Here is an 18,049-nt window from a genome sequence, read left to right on the forward strand (position 1 = left end):
TGACGGTTCGCCTTCGGCGGACATCTCGGATAGAAGAGGCGGGGTGGGGCGGGGTGGGGGCTTGCCGGGTTAGTGAGTGGAGGCTCGATCTGCTTTGGTTGTTGTCTGTTGGGGGTGGGGGGTTTTCTTGAAGTGGTAATCGGTCAGGTTGAAATGGCCTGCCCGCCAGAATGCTTCGACGGTACTCATTGGGCGTAAGGGGACATCGCCGTTTTTGTCGAAGTAGTAACTGTTGGCGAGGGTGCAGCTGTCTTGCCAGAAGACCTGGGTTCCACGGCGGTTCAGCATTTCCTGGAAGTATCGGTCATTGGCTTCATGGGTGACTTCGACGCGAGTGGCGCGGTCACGCCGAGCTTGCTGGAGCAACCGCAGGATGTGGCGGGTCTGGAGTTCGATGAGGGTGAAGTAGGACGCCCCGTTGTATCCGTAGGGGCCGATGATGCTGAAGAAATTGGGGAAGCCGGGGACGCTTACGCCTTCGTAGGCTTGCAGGCGGTGGGTGTCCCACCATTCCTCGAGGCGGAGGCCGTCGCTGCCGTGCAGGTCGAAGGTTGGCATATTGCCTGATTCCATGACCTTGAAGCCGGTGGCCATGATCAGGATGTCGACTTCGTGGTGGGTTTGGTGGGTGCGTACGCCTGTCCTGGTGATCTCGGTGATCGGATCGGTTTCCAGGACGACGTTCTCCCGATTGAACGTCTTCAGATAGTCGTTCGAGAACGACGGCCGTTTGCAGCCGAGCGCATAACGCGGCGTGAGCTTGTCCCGAACCGCCGGATCGTGCACCTGCTGCTTCAAGTGTGCGAGCCCGGACCGCTCACCCAGTTTCACCACCCCCGGCAGCACCTTGTAGTAGTGCGCCGAGAGCGGAAAAGTGAGCTCCACGAACGCCTGGCTGAGCGCCCGGGTCAGCAACTGCCCGCCGGGCAATCGCATGAGCCCTCGAACCGCCGCCGGCAAAGGCGCATCCGGTCGCGGTAGGCACCAGATCGGCGTTCGCTGGAACACCACGAGTTCGGCCACCTCGGGTGCGATCTCCGGAATCACCTGAACCGCCGATGCCCCCGTGCCGATGACCCCTACTCGTTTACCGCGCAGGTCCAGCCCGTGATCCCAGCGCGAGGTGTGCATGGTGACGCCGGAGTACCGTTCCGCTCCGGGAATGTCGGGCATCTTGGGTCGCGTCAGCACTCCGGTCGCCGCGATCACGAACCGCGCGGTGAGCTCCTCCCCGCCGGCCGTTCGTAACCGCCACAAATGCAGCCCGTCATCGAAATCCGCACGAACAATCGTGGTGCCGAACCGAATCCGCGGCCGCAGCCCGTACTTCCGCACGCAGTGCTCGGCATAAGCCTTCAGCTCCCGGCCCGGCGCGTACACCCGCGACCACGTGCGCCGCTGCTCGAACGAGTACTGATAGCTGAACGACGGAATATCCACCGCGATACCGGGATAGGTATTCCAATGCCAGGTCCCGCCCACCCCATCGGCATCGTCCACCATGAGAAAGTCATCGAACCCCGCCTTGCGCAACGCGATCGCGATCCCGATACCCGAGAACCCTGTCCCGATGACAATGATCTCGTGGTCCACCACGGTGCTGTTCACGGCATGTCCTCCGCATGAATGATCAGGTCCACCCGATGCTCGATCCCGTCCACGGTGCGCACACCGAGCGGTGCGAGCCGGGCGACCGGCCAGGTGACGAGCTTGCAATTGGGCCGCTGCAAGGCCCGGTAGTAGTGGTTGTGCAACCGCACCCCGGCTGTCGTATCCGGGGTCAGCTGCCTTCGCTGCCACGGATCCGCCACTTGCACACGGAGATTCGCCGTGGCAGCACGGCGCAGCACTGCGGACCCGACCCGGCGCAACCCGGCCCGTGCGAGCCGGCCCACCCTGTCAACCCTCTCAACCCTGTCAGCCCCGTCATCCCGGCGTGCTCTTGGCCGGGATCCATACCCCGGATGGCTTGGCCGCTGTTGATGGATTCCGGCCAAAAGCACGCCGGAATGACGAGAGAGGTTGGCCGGCAGCAAGCCGAGGGCATCGTAGGGCAGGAGCAGCACCAGTTCGCGGGCACCGGGCAGCTCGGGCCAAGGCAAAACCCACACCGGATCGTGCTGGAACACCGTCACTTTGCGGGCCAGATCGACGACGGGCGGGAGGACCCGTGCGACGGCCGCGCCGCTGCCGATCACCGCCACGCTGCGCCCGGTGAGCGGAACCTCGTCGCGCCAGCGGGCGCAATGGATCTGCGGTCCGGTGAAGGTTTCTACGCTGCGGCGGCGCGCGGGGGAGGTCATTTCTCCACCGGTTCGTAGGTCAGCCCCTGCGACCAGGTCGGCGGCTTGCCGAGCACCCGCACCGGGAAGCGGTCGATGGCCTTGTTGAGGGTGTCGTTGACCGCCTGGATGGGCTGCCAGCGATTGATGGTGGCAATGCCGTGGGTGCGCACCACGTGGTAGAGCGGCAGCCGTTTGATGCTCGGCTCACGCTCACCCGCTTTCTCATAGCGGCGCACCGCATTCCACAGCTTCTCCTCGTCGAGGCCCATTGCCATGATGTTGGCGGCCATGCGGGACAGCAGCGGGGTATAGAGCAGCGCGCCCAGGAGGAACGTCGGCCGCAGCGCGAAACCTGCCGTCTCGATGGCGATCCGCCGCATCGGCCCGGCCCCGAGCTGTTCCAGCACCTGGAATCCGACCGCGAGATGCCGCGACTCGTCGCTGTTGATGTGCCGGAATACCTCGTGGCACACCGGATCCTGGACCTCGTCCAGCAGGAACTTCACCAGCGCCCCGTCGAGCGCGCATTCCAGCGACGGAATGACCGTGCCCAGCACCGGCAATGACAGTCCGTCGCCGTACCGATCCACCCACTCGATGACGAGCCGGATGTTCTTGTTGGGCAATGGCATCGCATCGCCGTCGAGCATGCCCCAGCGCCGCATGAGCGCCAGTTCGGCATTGGCGTGCTTCTGCTCCTCGGCATGGAAGTACCGGTAGATCTCCTTGAGCGGCCCGTCGGGCGCGCGCAGCGTGAGCGCCGCGAAACCTCGCGCGCCCACGTGCTCGATCCACACCAGATCGGCCATGAACGCCGCGAGCCGCGGCCGCTGTTCCGCGGTGATGAGTTCGGCTCCCGGTGCGTCCCAGTCGATATCGGCCAGGGCCCACTGCCGGTCCTTGATGACCGTGAGCATGTCGGAATATGCGAACGCCATTGTTCTGACTCCTCGGCTACCGGGCCAGCCGTTCCAGTAATCCGGCGGCGCGGGTATAGGGTTCGGGCAGTAGCCGTTTGGACTGCCAGATGAGCTTGGCCTCGACCTGCGGCACCACATAGAGCCGGCCGCGGTCCACGGCGTCGAGGGTGCCGCGGATGATCGGCGCGGGCGGGCGTTCGGTCCAGCGCAGCAGCCGTTCGCCCCAGCGCGACATGGCATCGTCGGGCAGCGAAACGCCTTCCAGGATATTGGTTTTCACGCCGGTGGGGCACAGTACGGTGACGCTCACGCCGGTGCCCGCGAGTTCCGCCGCGAGGGTCTCCGACAGCGCCAGCACCCCGGCTTTGCTCACGTTGTAGGCGGCCATGCGCGGTCCGGCGGCGAAGGCCGCCGCGGAGGCGACATTCACGATGGCGCCGTGCCCGGCGGCGCGCATGCGGGGCGCGAAGACATGGCAGCCGTGGATGACGCCCCACAGGTTCACATCCAGGACCTGATGCCATTCGCTCAGCGGCGCATCGCCGATCACGGTGCCGCCGCGTCCGATTCCGGCATTGTTGATCACGATGTCCGCGGGTTTCCCGAACCATTGTTCGGCGGTGTCGGCGAGCGCCGCGACGTCGGGCATCCGGCTCACATCGCAGACGGTGTCGAAGGCCTTTCCGCCCGCGTCATCGATCATCTCGACGGTTTCGCGTGCTCGATCGCCATCGATGTCGGAGCAGATCACCCGTCCGCCGCGCTGTGCGAGCTCGATCGCGAAGGCGCGTCCGATGCCGCTGCCGGCGCCGGTCACCACCGCGTCGGCTTGCCGGGTCCGGCGTGATCCGCCGAATGGGTTGAGTCGCATGAGAACTCCCGGAAAAGGTCATCCGGGCAGTCAATTGGTGGCATCTGCCCCCATTGGCCGCACCTGCCACCAATTAGGCGCTCGGTGCGCTATTTTGTCAACCATGGACGTGCGCGCACCGGCAGGCCAGGGGAGGCGGAGCGGAACCTGGGGCGGCCGAACCCAGGAGGAGCGCCGCGCCGAACGCCGCCGCCGCATAATCGCGGCCGCCTTGGACATCTGGCTCGAAAACGGCTGGGCCGCAGTGACCATGCGCGGCATCTGCAACCGCGTCGGCCTCAATGACCGCTACTTCTACGAGCACTTCGCCGACCGCGACGAACTGCTGGCCGCGGTCTGGGACGAGGTCTGCTTCGAAGTCTTCGGCGAACTCTCCGCCGTGGTCGCCGAAAACCTCGCCCTGCCCCCACTGGAAATCCTGCACCTGGCCATAGCCCGCGCCGTCGCCCTGCAATCCGACGGCCCCGCCCGCATTCTCTTCGGCAATCACGCCGGCAGCCGCATCCTCGAGGAGCGCCGCAAATCCACCCTCACCGAGGCCACCGACCTCCTGATCGCCACCGGCCGCCCCTACCTGCGCCCCGGAGTCGACGAATCCGACCTGCGCATGGGCGTTCTCATGGGCATAGGCGGCTTCACCGAACTGCTGACCGCGTGGCGCACCGGCACCATCGACACCGATACCGACCGCATCATCGACCACGTGACCCGCACCGCCGACCTGCTGGGCGCCCGCTATCTGGCCCTGCCCGACCGCCCCGCGGATCAGTCCGGCGCGTAGGCGCGCAGGAACGTATCGGTCGCGGCGTCGGCGATGGCGCGCAGTTCGGCGGCCGGAATCTTGCGGGCGCCCAGGCGTGATCGGGTTTCCAGCGGGCCGGTGAGCAGTGCCAGATACTGTTCCGCGGCCGTTTCCGGAGCGCACGGCCGCAGCCGCCCGGCCAGCGCCAGCCGGGCCAGCCGATCGGCGAGCGCCTCGCGCAGCCGAATCGCGGTGCGCTGCTGGACTTCCGCGGCCAGGTCGGCGAACTCGTCGGCCTGGGCGTAGGCGAGCCGGTGCAGGGACCGGCCGCGTTCACTCGAACACGCCTGGAGCAGGCGGTAAGCCGAATCGGTGAACGCCGGTCGCGGATCGCCGCCGCTGTCCCGCAGAGGTTCCACGGCGGCAAGGGTTTCGGCCCCCACCGCATCCGCCGCCGCCAGCAGCGCCTCCCGGAACAGGGTGCCCTTGTCGGTGAGGTGGTTGTACACCGTTGGCTTGGCCACGCCCGCCGCGTCGGCGATCTCCTGCACGCAGGTCTGGGCGTACCCGCGCCGCGCGAAGACCGCGAACGCGGCTTCCAGAATCTGCTGTCGCTTGTCGATGCGACCCCGTGCCGGTGCTGCCACCCTCGCAGCCTAGCCCGGCCGCCGCCGGTTATGGACTTGCGGGTCCGATCTTGTGGACTGTCAGGTTAGTTCACTAGATTGAACCGACAAGTTCAATTCAGGAGGATTCATGATCGTTCACGTGCTGCGTTTCCGATTCCGTGACGAGACCACCGAGGAGCAGCGTGCCGAGGTGCTGGCCACCATGCGCCGCACCGCCGCCGTCGAATCGGTGCGCTTCTCGACCGTCGGGCAGAACCTGGGAGACCCGTCGGAGGGCTTCACCCACGCCTACTGCGTCGGCATCGAGGACCTCGACGCGCTGGAGCGCTATATGCACGATCCGGTGCACCTGGCCGGTGATCCGGTCATCGCCCCGCATTTCGCGAAGCTCGCCATCGGGCCGGATCTGTCCGACGATCCGGATCCGGAGCTGGGGGCCAAGATCATGGCGATGCATCAGCGCAAGTCCGCGATGTATCCGGAGTGGGCCGAACTGATGGCCACCATCCCCGAGGTTCGTATCGCCTGAATTCGGCAGGGCGAGTCTCCGTTGCGAAATCCGCCGCGCAGCGATAATCGGATATGACAGTTGATCATTCGGTGGGGGCCGTGCTGGCACGGTTGGTCGATCAGGGGGTGCTGAGCGGCGCGCAGCGGGACGCGGTGCTGGGGGCCTTGGAACAGGAGCGGGCCGGGCGGTCGCCGGGTGGGCGGGTGATCGCCGAGATCGCCGCGTATGCGGGGGCCGGGTTGGTGCTGGGCGGGCTGCTGATGTTGATGGACTCGTCGTGGGACGATCTCGGCAGGCTCAGCCGGGTGCTGGTGCTGGCCGTGATCGTGCTGGGTACGACCGGTGCCGGTGTCTGGCTGGCGGGCGGGCCGAGGCGGCTGTTCCGGCCTGGCGGGGGCGCGCATTCGGTGCCGACGCGGTTGGCCGCGGCGCTGTTCGTGGTGGCGGCCATCGCCTGCACCGCCCTGGTGGGGTTCGCCCTCGACGGTCGCGGTGACGATGAGGCGTGGGTGGCGGCCGCGGTGGTGGGCGCGCTGTGCGCCATTGCGGGTTACGCGGCATTGCCCTCGCTGATCGGGTTGCTCGCCATCGGGTTCTTCGGCGCCGCCGCGGTGGGCGGGGTCCTCATGGATTGGGCCGATCTCGATGAGATCTGGGGCGGTGTCGGATTCGTGGCGCTCGGCGGAATCTGGTTCGCGGCCACGCGGTCCGGTCGCGCGGCGCCCGCGTGGGCGGGCTACGGGATAGCCATCCTCACCGGTGTTTCCGGCGGAATCCTCGCCGAGGACACGCACGTGGGCTGGGCCGTCGCTTTCACCCTGCTCGTGGCCGTGACCTGTTTCGCCCTGTACGGCGCACAGCGCAATCCGGTGCTGGTGATCGGCGGCGGTATCTGCGTCACCATCGCTGTGCTACAGGCGATTTGGGAATGGTTCGACCAGGCCGTCGGACTGGCCGCCGTCGTCCTGCTCATCGGAGCCGTCGTCCTCGGCATCGCCGGGTTCCGGCTCACGCGCGATCGCACGTGAGGGGACCGGCTACCGCGGGCGCGGCCCCGGGACCTGCGTGGATTCAGACATCGTCGATGCGGTAGAGCCGCTGGGCATTGGCGCGGAAGATCTGCTCGACGGCCTTGTCGTCGGCGCCGTGGGCGGCGAGGGCGGTGACAATGGCCTCGGCGGCATTGCCGATGCTCGTAATCGCCTTGTCCACCGGGAAATTCGAGCCCCACAGCAGGCGGTCGGCGCCGAAGACGTCGTAGGCGTGGTGCAGCATGGGGGAGATGCGCTCGACCAGGTCGGGGACCGGGGTGGGGATGCCGCGCGGCGGGACCGGGTGGCCGAGGATGGGCATCATGAGGCCGCTGATCTTGGCGACCACATTCGGGTGCGCGGCCAGGGCGGTGAGGTCGTCGCGCCAGCGGATGAACAGCTCGCGGCGTTCGCCCGGATTGCGGCCGGTGTGCTTGCCGACCGGCCCGAAAATGCCCGCGGGCGTGCCGAGATGATTGAGGACGATGGTGGCGTCCGGATAGCGCTGCGCCAGCGCGGTGACCTCGGGCAGCTGCCGGGAGTACACCCACGCTTCGAAGGACAGGCGGCGTTCGGCGAGGGCGGCGAAGCCGTCCAGGAATGCGGGCGCGGTGAGGGTCCCGGGCTGTTTGCAGTGCGAACGGATACCGGAGTCGGGATGGTGTTCCACGCGGCATCGGATGCCGCGGAACAGCGGCGACGCAGACCGGTGCGCGTCGAGCAGTTCGGCGAAACCGGGGGCGGCCGGATCCGCCGCGCCGACAATGGCTCCCAGCGCGGGCGTGTCCACCCCGAATGGCAGGCTCGCCACCCACCGGGTCTCATCGGCCTGGCCGAGCGGCTTCTTGGCGACCCATTCGACCTCGATGTGCACAATGGCCTCGACGGGCACGTCCCCGGCATCGGTGCGGTAGTCGGCGGGCAGGTACGGGCCCACGAACGGCGCGGGATCGCCGACGAATTCGCGGTCCCGTTTGGGCGCCACCCGCTTGGCCACATCGAGCGGAACGGGCAGGTATTTGAAGAGCCTGGCGAGCCCGCTGAACTCCCGCGGCGTGGTGAGCGGATCCCACTGGTGGATGTGCGCATCGACGACTGTCATGCCCGTGAGGTCCATGATGTCCCTTCCATCCGGGTCGGCCTGTTCCGGATTGTTCCACGCGGGGACCCCGGGAGAGCCGAATTCGGACCGGCCGGTGCCGGGGACGGGTCACACGTTACGGCGATACTGCCCGCCGACGGTGAAGAAAGTGTCGGTGATCTGCTGCAGGGTGCAGACCCGCGCGGCGTCCATGAGGACTTCGAAGACATTGTCGTCCCCACCGGCGGCAGCGGCCAGCCTGGCCAGCGCGGCAGGGGACTCGTCACGATGCCGTTCGGTGAACTCGCGCACCCGCCGAAGCTGCGACTGCTTCTCCTCCTCGGTGCCGCGCGCCAACTCCAGCACCCGATGCTCCTCGCCGCCCGTGCCGCGGAAGGTATTGACGCCGACAATGGGCAGGCTGCCATCGTGTTTGCGCCGCTCGTACAGCATGGATTCGTCCTGGATGCGGCCGCGCTGATAGCCGGTCTCCATGGCCCCGAGCACGCCGCCGCGCTCGCTGATCCGCTCGAATTCGCGCAGCACCGCCTCTTCCACCAGATCGGTGAGCTCATCGATGATGAAGCTGCCCTGCAGGGGATTCTCGTTCATCGCCAGCCCCCATTCCCGATTGATGATGAGCTGAATCGCCAAGGCCCGCCGCACCGATTCCGCGGTGGGGGTGGTGACGGCCTCGTCGTAGGCATTGGTGTGCAGGCTGTTGCAGTTGTCGTAGACGGCGATGAGCGCCTGCAGCGTGGTGCGAATGTCGTTGAAGTTCATCTCCTGTGCGTGCAGTGAGCGGCCGGAGGTCTGAATGTGGTACTTGAGCTTCTGCGAACGCTCGTTGGCGCCGTACTTGTCGCGCATGGCGATCGCCCAGATGCGCCGGGCGACACGGCCGATGACCGAATACTCGGCATCCATGCCATTGGAGAAGAAGAACGACAGATTCGGCGCGAAATCGTCGATGTGCATGCCGCGCGCGAGATACGCCTCGACATAGGTGAATCCATTGGCCAGCGTGAAGGCCAGCTGACTGATCGGGTTCGCCCCGGCCTCGGCGATGTGATAGCCGGAGATGGACACCGAATAGAAGTTGCGGACGCTGTTGCGCACGAACCATTCCTGGATGTCGGACATCATGCGCAGGCTGAACTCGGTGGAGAAGATGCAGGTGTTCTGGCCCTGATCCTCCTTGAGGATGTCGGCCTGCACGGTGCCGCGCACGGTGGCCAGCGTCTCGGCGCGCAGCCGCGCCGCCTCCTCGGCGGTGGGCTCGCGGCCCTCGGCCGCCGAGAACTGTTCCAGCGCTTGGTCGATGGCGGTATTGAGGTAGAACGCCAGAATGGTCGGCGCGGGACCGTTGATGGTCATGGACACCGAGGTGGACGGCGCGTCCAGGTCGAAGCCGTCGTAGAGCGCCTTCATATCCTCGACGGTGGCGATGGACACCCCGGAGGTGCCGACCTTGCCGTAGATATCGGGCCGCTCGGCCGGATCGTGCCCGTACAGCGTCACCGAGTCGAAGGCGGTCGAAAGCCGTTTGGCATCAGCATGTTCGGACAGGATCTTGAACCGCCGATTGGTGCGGAAGGCATCACCCTCACCGGCGAACATGCGCGCGGGATCCTCGTTGTCCCGTTTGAACGCGAAGACGCCCGCGGTGAACGGGAAGCGGCCCGGCAGGTTCTCCGAGCGCAGGAATCGCAGCAGTTCACCGTGATCGGTATAGCGGGGCAGCGCCACCCGGGGAATCGAACTGCCGGACAAGGTTTCCCGGCGCAGGGTCGTGCGCAACTCCCGATCGCGCACCCGCACCACTTGCTCCTCGCCCCGATAGGACTCCGCCACGGCAGGCCACTCTGCCAGCAGTGCCGCATTCTCCGGCGACAGCTCGGTGCACGCCTGCTCCAGCAACTCGGCTACCTCGCCCCCCGCCCCAGTCATTCCGGCGTGCTTTTGGCCAGAATCCACCCCTGGATCCCGGCCAAGAGCACGCCGGGATGACGAGTGGACCTCCAAGTCGGCGACTACCTGCTCCAGTCGCTGCACGCGCTGTGCGGCTGTCACTTGCTCGGCGGTCTCGGAGTGATAGTCCCGCACCGTTTCCGCGATCTCCGCCAGATAGCGCACCCGCGCCGGCGGAATGATCTGCGCGAACCGGGTCGAGGCCCGTGTGGTCACTCGCGGCAGCACGCCTTCCTCCAGCCGCAACCCGTGCTCACCGAGCAACCCGCTCAGATGCTGATAGAGCGCCGTCACCCCGTCGTCGTTGAAAGTGGCGGCGCTGGTGCCGAATACCGGCATGTCCTCCGGCGCGGCATGGAACTCCTCGCGATTGCGGATGAGCTGGCGCGACACGTCCCGCAGCGCGTCCTCGGCCCCGCGCCGCTCGAACTTGTTGATGGCCACCACATCCGCGTAATCCAGCATGTCGATCTTCTCGAGCTGGGAGGCCGCGCCGAACTCCGGCGTCATCACATACAGCGCCACGTCCACATGCTCGGCGACCGCCGCATCGCCCTGCCCGATACCCGGGGTCTCCAGGATGACCAGGTCGTATCCCGCTGCCTTGCAGGCGATCACCATGGCATCGATATTGTTGGGCAGCTCCCGCTCGCCCCGGGTGGCGAGGGACCGGAAGAACACCCGCTCGCCGTCGAGGGCGTTCATCCGAATGCGATCGCCCAGCAGCGCCCCGCCCCCGCGCCGCCGCGTGGGATCCACCGCCAGCACCGCCACCCGCAGCTTGTCCTGCTGATCGGTGCGCAGCCGGCGCACGAGTTCATCGGTGAGAGAAGACTTTCCGGATCCGCCCGTACCGGTGATGCCGAGCACCGGCGCCTGCCGCGCCCCGGCGGCGGCCGTCAGCGCGGCCAGATCGTCCTCCGGCAATACCCCCTGCTGCAAACAGGTCAGCGTGCGCGCCAAGGCCGCCCGATCCCCGCTCAGCACGGCCTCGACCGCCGCGGGCGACACCGACAGATCCACATCGCAGTCGGCCACCAGCCGGTTGATCATCCCCGGCAGCCCCAGCCGCTGCCCGTCCTCCGGCGAGAAGATGGTCACCCCGGACTCGGCCAGCCGTGCGATCTCCTCGGCGACGATCACCCCGCCGCCCCCGCCGAAGATCTTCACGTGCCCCGCCCCGGCCTCCCGCAGCGCGGCCGCCAGGTACTCGAAGTACTCGATGTGCCCGCCCTGATACGAGCTGACCGCCACCCCCTGCACGTCCTCGGTGACCGCGGCGTCCACGACCTCCCGCACCGCCCGGTTATGCCCGAGATGTATGACTTCGGCCCCCTGCCCCTGCAGGATGCGCCGCATGATGTTGATGGCCGCGTCATGGCCGTCGAACAGGGCCGCGGCGGTCACGAACCGCACCGGATGAGTGGGTACATGCAGATCGGCCACGGGATCCTCCAAGCGGACGGCCGGTTCCGTTGACGTTCAGATAGTAGGACGTCAAATCAATCGTAGGGTGAGATCTGCCACAGTGCCACCGTCTAGAAATACTTGGATGTCCAACTATATGGTGACCGAGTACCGGCCGCGCGGCGCGCGCGAGCCGACGGCACTCCCAGACAGGACTGGCATGGTTCGCGAACTCACCCACTTCATCGGCGGGCAGCACGTACCCGGGACGTCCGGCAGCTTCGGCGACGTCTACAACCCCAGCACCGGTCGGGTGCAGGCCCGGGTGCCGCTGGCGTCCAAGGCCGAGGTCGAGGCCGTGATCGCCAATGCCGCCGAGGCGCAGCTGGGGTGGGCGGCCACCAACCCGCAGAAGCGGGCGCGCGTGCTCATGAAGTTCCTGACCCTGGTGCAGGACGATATGGACTCGCTCGCGGCGCTGCTGTCCTCCGAGCACGGCAAGACCATTGCCGACGCCAAGGGCGACATCCAGCGCGGGCTCGAGGTCATCGAATTCGCGTGCGGCATTCCGCACCTGCTCAAGGGCGAGTACACCGAGAGCGCCGGCACCGGCATCGACGTGTACTCCATGCGCCAGCCGCTCGGCGTGGTCGCGGGCATCACCCCGTTCAACTTCCCGGCCATGATCCCGCTGTGGAAGGCCGGGCCGGCGCTGGCCTGCGGCAATGCCTTCGTGCTCAAGCCGTCCGAGCGCGATCCCTCGGTGCCGCTGCGGCTGGCCGAGCTGTTCCTCGAGGCCGGGCTGCCCGCGGGCGTGTTCAACGTGGTCAACGGCGACAAGGAGGCCGTGGACACGCTGCTGCACGACGAGCGCATCAAGGCCGTCGGCTTCGTCGGCTCGACCCCGATCGCGCAGTACATCTACGAGACCGCCTCGGCGAACGGCAAGCGGGCGCAGTGCTTCGGCGGCGCCAAGAACCACGCCATCGTCATGCCGGACGCCGATCTCGACGATGTGGCCGATCAGCTGATCGGCGCCGGCTACGGCTCGGCCGGCGAGCGCTGCATGGCCATCTCGGTGGCGGTGCCGGTCGGCGAGGAGACCGCGGATCGCCTGCGCGCCAAGCTGATCGAGCGCATCGAGAAGCTGAATGTCGGCGTCTCCGACGATCCGGGCGCGGACTTCGGCCCGCTGGTCGGCCGCGACGGCGTGGACCGCGTCGACAACTATGTCCAGATCGGTGTCGATGAGGGCGCCGAACTGGTCATCGACGGGCGCGGGCTGGTCGTGGCGGGCGGCGAGGACGGGTTCTTCGCGGGCGCTTCGCTTTTCGACCGGGTCACCCCGGACATGCGGATCTACAAGGAAGAGATCTTCGGTCCGGTGCTGTCGCTGGTGCGGGCCAAGGACTACGAGGAGGCGCTGCGCCTGCCGAACGAGCACGAATACGGCAATGGCGTCGCCATCTTCACCCGCGACGGCGATACTGCCCGTGATTTCGCCGCGCGCGTGCAGGTAGGCATGGTCGGCATCAATGTGCCCATCCCGGTGCCGATCGCGTACCACACCTTCGGCGGCTGGAAGCGTTCCGGCTTCGGCGATCTCAACCAGCACGGCCCGGACTCCATCCGCTTCTACACCAAGACCAAGACGGTGACGCAGCGCTGGCCCTCGGGGATGAAGGAATCCAATGCCTTCGTGATCCCGACCATGGACTGATCGATGTTCGTACTCGACGAGGACGAGAAGGCGATCGCCGAGACCGCCCGCTCCTTCGCAGACGAGCTGCTCGCGCCCAATGCGCTGGAATGGGATGAGCAGAAGCACTTTCCGGTGGATGTGCTGCGCAAGGCCGGCGAGCTCGGCCTGGGCGGCATCTACGTCCGCGAGGACGTGGGCGGTTCGGAGCTGCGGCGGCTGGATGCCGTGCGCATCTTCGAGCAGCTGTCCACCGGCTGCCCGGCCGTGGCCGCCTATATCTCCATCCACAATATGGCGACGTGGATGATCGACAGCTACGGCGATGCGGCGCAACGCAATCGGTGGCTGCCGGGACTGACGTCCATGGATCTGCTGGCCAGCTACGCGCTCACCGAACCAGGTGTGGGCTCCGATGCGGCGGCCTTGAGCACCAAGGCCGTTCGCGACGGCGAGGACTACCTGCTCACCGGTGTCAAGCAATTCATCTCCGGTGCGGGCAGCACCGATGTGTACGTGGTGATGGCGCGCACCAGCGACAATGGCGCGCGCGGCATCTCGGCGTTCATCGTGCCCGCGGACACGCCGGGACTTTCCGTCGGCGCCAATGAGAAGAAGATGGGCTGGAACGCGCAGCCCACCCGGCAGGTCATTCTCGACAATGCCCGGGTGCCCGCCGCCAATCTGCTCGGCGCGGAGGGCAATGGCTTCCGGATCGCCATGAACGGGCTCAATGGCGGGCGGCTGAATATCGCCGCCTGTTCGCTCGGCGGCGCGCAGGCGGCGCTGGATCGGACCGTGGAGTACATGGGCCAGCGCAAGGCCTTCGGGTCGCGACTGCTGGACAATCCGGCGTTGCAATTCGAACTGGCCGATATGCGCACCTCGCTGGAGGCCGCCCGCACCCTGCTGTGGCGGGCCGCGGCGGCGCTGGACGCCGACGCGGCCGACAAGGTCGAGCTGTGCGCCATGGCCAAGCGGTTCACCACCGATGCCGGGTTCGAGGTGGCCAATAAGGCCCTGCAATTGCACGGTGGCTACGGTTACCTGCACGAATACGGGATCGAGAAGATCGTCCGCGACCTGCGGGTGCATCAGATCTTGGAAGGCACGAACGAGATCATGCGGGTGGTTGTCGCCCGCTCGGTGGTAGGAGCAGCATGAGCGAGCCCGAGGTTCTGATCGACAAGCGCGACGGGCTCGGCCTGATCACGCTGAACCGCCCCAAGGCCATCAATGCGCTGAATCATCCGATGGCGCTGGTCATTCTGGACGCGCTGCGGGAATGGGCGGACGACGACGAGGTGCGCACCGTGGTGCTCACCGGTGCGGGGGAGCGCGGGCTGTGCGCGGGCGGGGATATCGTCGCCATCCACACCGACGCCCAGAACGCGGTGGCCGCAGGGGATTCGGCGTACGCCGCCGCGGACTCGGCGAGCGGGCGGTTCTGGCGCGACGAGTACATTCTCAACGCGCTCATCGGCCGCTACCCCAAGCCCTATGTCGCCATCATGGACGGCATCGTGATGGGCGGCGGCGTCGGGCTGTCCGGGCACGCCTCGCATCGCATCGTGACCGAGCGCTCCAAGGTCGGGATGCCGGAGACGGGCATCGGCTTCATCCCGGACGTGGGCGGCACCTATCTGCTGGCGCACGCGCCCGGCGAGATCGGCACCCATATCGCGCTGACCACCGCGCGCATGAGCGCCGGTGACGCCATCGCGGCCGGATTCGCCGACCACTTCGTGCCGTCCGAGCATCTGCCGGCGCTGCTGGAGGCGCTGCACTCCACCGACGCCGACACCGCCATCGCCAAATTCGCCCAGCCCGCGCCGGTTTCGGAGTTCGCGGCCCAGCGGGACTGGATCGACTACTGCTACGCCGCGGACACGGTCGAGGAGATCGTGCACCGGCTGCAGTCGGACGGGCGAGGGGAATCGGCCAAGGCCGCGGCGGATGTGCTGTCGAAATCGCCGGTGGCGCTGAAGGTCACGCTGCGCTCGCTGCGCGGCGCCCGCACCGCGGCGAGCCTCGAAGAGGTGCTGAATCGGGAATACCGGGTCTCGGCCGCCTCGCTCAATACCCATGACCTGGTGGAAGGCATTCGCGCCCAGGTCATCGACAAGGACCGCAACCCGCAATGGCAGCCCGCCACCCTGGCGGATGTCACCGCCGCCGATGTCGACGCCTACTTCGGCGAGCTCGGCGACCGCGAATTGGGTTTGGCCGCACCTAAGGACGAGCTGTGAGCATTCAGAATGTGAGCAAGAAGATCGGATTCCTCGGTCTCGGCCACATGGGCGGTCCGATGGCCGCCAATTTGGTCAAAGCCGGATACGACGTCCTCGCCTTCGATCCCGTTCCGGCGGCACAGGATCAGGCCCGCCGGGACGGCGCGACCGTCGTCGAGACCGCCGCCGAAGCCGTGGCGGCCTCCGACATCGTCATCACCATGCTGCCCAACGGCCGCATCGTGCTCGACGTCTACGGCGAGATCCTGCCCGCCGCCAAGCCGGGCACGCTGTTCGTCGACTGCTCCACCATCGATGTCGCCGACGCCCAGGCCGCCGCGGAACTCGCTGCGGCAGCGGGACATCGAGCCCTCGACGCGCCCGTCTCCGGTGGTGTCGCCGGCGCCGCGGCGGGCACCCTCACCTTCATGGTGGGCGGCGCGGACGCCGATTTCGCCGATGCGCTGCCGCTGCTGGAGATCATGGGCGGCAAGGTCGTGCACTGCGGCGGCGCGGGCGTGGGGCAGGCCGCCAAGATCTGCAACAACATGCTGCTGGGGATCTCCATGATCGGCCTGTCCGAGGCCATCGTGCTGGGCGAGAAGCTGGGGCTGACCCACGACAAGTTCTTCGATGTGGTCTCCACCGCCTCGGGCCAGTCCTGGGCGCTCACCTCGTACTGTCCGGTCCCGGGTCCGGTGCCGACCAGCCCGGCCAACAACGATTACAAGCCCGGTTTCGCCACCGCGCTCATGACCAAGGACCTCGGCCTCGCCGCCAATGCCTTGCAGGCCAATGGGGTCGACGGCCAGATCGGTCAGCTCGCGGCAGCCATCTACAGCCGGTTCAACCAGGACGAAGCGGGCAAGGACTTCTCGGCTATCGTCACCGATATCCGCAAGCGATCGGGAGAGGAACAAGGATGACTGCATCGCGGAGCGATTCCGTGGGGGGTGGCGGCCGGGCGACGGGCGGGCCCGACTTCGAGACCATTCTGCTGGAGCGCAAGGGGCGCGTCGCCCTCATCACGCTCAATCGGCCGAAGGCCCTGAACGCCCTGAACTCGCAGGTCCTGGCCGACATCTCGGCCGCCCTCGACGAGCTCGAGGCCGACAACGAGATCACCGCGGTCGTGCTGACCGGCTCCGAGCGCGCCTTCGCGGCCGGCGCCGACATCAAGGAAATGCAGTCCAAGTCCTATATGGACATGTTCCTCGCCGACCACTTCGCCGGGTGGGACCGACTGGTCGCCTTCCGCAAGCCCATCATCGCCGCGGTGGCGGGCTACGCCCTGGGCGGCGGCTGCGAACTGGCCATGATGTGCGACATCCTCATTGCCGCCGACACCGCCAAGTTCGGCCAGCCCGAGATCAAGCTCGGCGTCATTCCCGGCATGGGCGGCTCGCAGCGCCTCACCCGCGCCGTCGGCAAGGCCAAGGCCATGGATCTCATCCTCACCGGCCGCAATATGGATGCCGAGGAGGCCGAACGCGCCGGCCTGGTGTCCCGCATCGTCCCCGCCGACCAGCTCGTGGCGACCGCTCTCGAGGTGGCCGAGACCATCGCCTCCATGTCGCTGCCGTCGGTCATGATCGCCAAGGAAGCCGTCGATCGCTCCTTCGAGACCACCCTCACCGAGGGCCTGCGCTTCGAACGCCGCGTCTTCCACTCGCTGTTCGCCACCGACGATCAGAAGGAAGGCATGACCGCCTTCGTCGAGAAGCGCCCGGCGAACTTCACCAACAAGTAGTTCCGCACCGCCCGCCCGACGTCCCGCCGACCGCAAAGGTCGGCGGGACGTCGCGTATGCGGATTACCAAGGAAGCGGCCCGTCTTCGCTGAAGAACCCACCGGTCGGCCCGTCGTCGCCGACGGTGGCCAGCCGAACCAGCACTGCCGCCCCCTGCGCCACCGTCAGAAATCCGGTGTGGTTGTTGCTGTCCGTGTCGACATAGCCCGGAGCGACGGCATTGACGAGAATCCCGTCCTTCCGCAATTCATTGGCGTACTGCACCGTCAGCGCCGACAGCGCGGTCTTGGACGGCGAGTACGCCGCCGACGGCAAGAGCCCCGCGAACGGCCCGTCCGGATCCCCGATGAGGGTCAGCGACGCGGCATGCGAGCTGACATTGACAATCCGCGCACCCGCCGATCGCCGCAGCAACGGCAGCATCGCATTGGTCACCGCGATCACCCCGAAGACGTTGGTCTCGAAGACTTCTCGCACCATATCCAGCTTCACGGTGCTGGGCACCTGATCGACGGCATCCTCCGGCGACACCTGACCCGACCCGGTGATGCTGGCATTGTTGATCAGCACATCGAGCCGCCCGAACCGCTGCTCGATCCACTCCGCGGCCTGCTGGACAGTGCTCGCCCGGGTGACATCCAATTCGACCGCGTGCGCATCACCCCCGGCCGCCCGCACCGCCGCCGCGGCCGCCGCGCCCCGCCCGGTATCCCGCGCCCCGATCAGCACCGTCATCCCGAGCGCGGCCAGCTGCTCCGCGGCTCCCCGCCCGATTCCCTTGTTGGCTCCCGTCACCAGCGCGATCTTCCGATCCGCGAACTGCTCTGCGACATCCATGATTTCGTCCTCACTCGTGCTGTACCCGAACGCCCACAAGATGCCGCCGCCCCCATCCCTGTGACAGCCCGTCCGTGTGAGCTG

The 18,049-nt window shown here is 67.3% G+C and carries 16 protein-coding genes; 8 read left to right on the plus strand and 8 right to left on the minus strand.

Annotation, left to right across the window (positions count from 1 at the left end):
* Positions 1 to 69 precede the first annotated feature (69 nt).
* Genes ACFVIV_RS25005 through ACFVIV_RS25020 form a run of 4 tightly spaced genes read right to left on the minus strand, consistent with a single transcriptional unit; the run spans position 70 to position 4,076 of the window.
* Entirely contained in the window at positions 70 to 1,608 is a 1,539-nt protein-coding gene (locus ACFVIV_RS25005) for a flavin-containing monooxygenase (protein ID WP_379200205.1), read from the minus strand.
* Entirely contained in the window at positions 1,605 to 2,303 is a 699-nt protein-coding gene (locus ACFVIV_RS25010; protein ID WP_379200207.1) for a hypothetical protein, read from the minus strand. Before ACFVIV_RS25010 ends, ACFVIV_RS25005 begins: the two co-directional genes overlap by 4 nt.
* Positions 2,300 to 3,223, minus strand: coding sequence for a ferritin-like domain-containing protein (locus ACFVIV_RS25015; protein ID WP_379200209.1), 924 nt, complete (start codon positions 3,221 to 3,223; stop codon positions 2,300 to 2,302). Before ACFVIV_RS25015 ends, ACFVIV_RS25010 begins: the two co-directional genes overlap by 4 nt.
* A 16-nt stretch (positions 3,224 to 3,239) precedes the next feature.
* Complete coding sequence (locus tag ACFVIV_RS25020; protein ID WP_379200211.1) at positions 3,240 to 4,076, minus strand: SDR family NAD(P)-dependent oxidoreductase; 837 nt, start codon at positions 4,074 to 4,076, stop codon at positions 3,240 to 3,242.
* A gap of 103 nt (positions 4,077 to 4,179) precedes the next feature.
* Between ACFVIV_RS25020 and ACFVIV_RS25025 the strand changes: the two genes are divergently transcribed.
* A complete protein-coding gene (locus tag ACFVIV_RS25025; RefSeq protein WP_379200213.1) occupies positions 4,180 to 4,857 on the plus strand; it encodes a TetR/AcrR family transcriptional regulator in 678 nt (225 codons plus the stop codon).
* On the opposite strand, the gene ACFVIV_RS25030 is transcribed toward ACFVIV_RS25025, so the two are convergent.
* The gene (locus ACFVIV_RS25030; protein WP_379200215.1) at positions 4,842 to 5,465 is read right to left on the minus strand and encodes a TetR/AcrR family transcriptional regulator; all 624 of its coding nucleotides are present in this window, start codon (positions 5,463 to 5,465) and stop codon (positions 4,842 to 4,844) included. The two genes, ACFVIV_RS25025 and ACFVIV_RS25030, sit on opposite strands and share 16 nt — an antisense overlap.
* 109 nt (positions 5,466 to 5,574) lie before the next feature.
* On the opposite strand from ACFVIV_RS25030, the gene ACFVIV_RS25035 reads away from it, so the two are divergent.
* The gene (locus tag ACFVIV_RS25035; protein ID WP_379200216.1) at positions 5,575 to 5,976 is read left to right on the plus strand and encodes a Dabb family protein; all 402 of its coding nucleotides are present in this window, start codon (positions 5,575 to 5,577) and stop codon (positions 5,974 to 5,976) included.
* A 53-nt stretch (positions 5,977 to 6,029) separates the two neighbouring features.
* Complete coding sequence (locus ACFVIV_RS25040) at positions 6,030 to 6,986, plus strand: DUF2157 domain-containing protein (protein ID WP_379200218.1); 957 nt, start codon at positions 6,030 to 6,032, stop codon at positions 6,984 to 6,986.
* 43 nt (positions 6,987 to 7,029) lie between these two features.
* Here ACFVIV_RS25040 and ACFVIV_RS25045 read toward each other — a convergent pair whose 3' ends face one another.
* A complete protein-coding gene (locus tag ACFVIV_RS25045; RefSeq protein ID WP_379200220.1) occupies positions 7,030 to 8,091 on the minus strand; it encodes an amidohydrolase family protein in 1,062 nt (353 codons plus the stop codon).
* A 108-nt stretch (positions 8,092 to 8,199) separates the two neighbouring features.
* Positions 8,200 to 11,487 (minus strand): fused isobutyryl-CoA mutase/GTPase IcmF, encoded by a 3,288-nt coding sequence (gene icmF, locus ACFVIV_RS25050; protein ID WP_379200222.1) that lies wholly within the window; start codon positions 11,485 to 11,487, stop codon positions 8,200 to 8,202.
* A 181-nt stretch (positions 11,488 to 11,668) separates the two neighbouring features.
* Here icmF and ACFVIV_RS25055 point away from each other — a divergent pair, with 181 nt between their 5' ends.
* The 5 genes from ACFVIV_RS25055 to ACFVIV_RS25075 are packed head-to-tail and all read left to right on the plus strand — an operon-like array spanning position 11,669 to position 17,128.
* A complete protein-coding gene (locus ACFVIV_RS25055; RefSeq protein WP_379200224.1) occupies positions 11,669 to 13,168 on the plus strand; it encodes a CoA-acylating methylmalonate-semialdehyde dehydrogenase in 1,500 nt (499 codons plus the stop codon).
* Positions 13,169 to 13,171: 3 nt separating this feature from the next.
* A complete protein-coding gene (locus tag ACFVIV_RS25060; RefSeq protein WP_379200226.1) occupies positions 13,172 to 14,311 on the plus strand; it encodes an acyl-CoA dehydrogenase family protein in 1,140 nt (379 codons plus the stop codon).
* Positions 14,308 to 15,396 carry an enoyl-CoA hydratase/isomerase family protein gene (locus ACFVIV_RS25065; protein ID WP_379200228.1) on the plus strand — a complete coding sequence of 363 codons (1,089 nt, stop codon included), beginning with the start codon at positions 14,308 to 14,310 and terminating at the stop codon, positions 15,394 to 15,396. Before ACFVIV_RS25060 ends, ACFVIV_RS25065 begins: the two co-directional genes overlap by 4 nt.
* An 11-nt stretch (positions 15,397 to 15,407) precedes the next feature.
* Entirely contained in the window at positions 15,408 to 16,304 is an 897-nt protein-coding gene (mmsB, locus tag ACFVIV_RS25070) for a 3-hydroxyisobutyrate dehydrogenase (RefSeq protein ID WP_379200324.1), read from the plus strand.
* Entirely contained in the window at positions 16,301 to 17,128 is an 828-nt protein-coding gene (locus ACFVIV_RS25075) for an enoyl-CoA hydratase (protein ID WP_379200230.1), read from the plus strand. Before mmsB ends, ACFVIV_RS25075 begins: the two co-directional genes overlap by 4 nt.
* 63 nt (positions 17,129 to 17,191) lie before the next feature.
* Here ACFVIV_RS25075 and ACFVIV_RS25080 read toward each other — a convergent pair whose 3' ends face one another.
* Complete coding sequence (locus ACFVIV_RS25080) at positions 17,192 to 17,965, minus strand: SDR family NAD(P)-dependent oxidoreductase (RefSeq protein WP_379200232.1); 774 nt, start codon at positions 17,963 to 17,965, stop codon at positions 17,192 to 17,194.
* Positions 17,966 to 18,049 lie beyond the last annotated feature (84 nt).

Origin of the sequence: Nocardia sp. NPDC127526 (assembly GCF_042672265.1) — a bacterium.
Taxonomy (GTDB): domain Bacteria; phylum Actinomycetota; class Actinomycetes; order Mycobacteriales; family Mycobacteriaceae; genus Nocardia.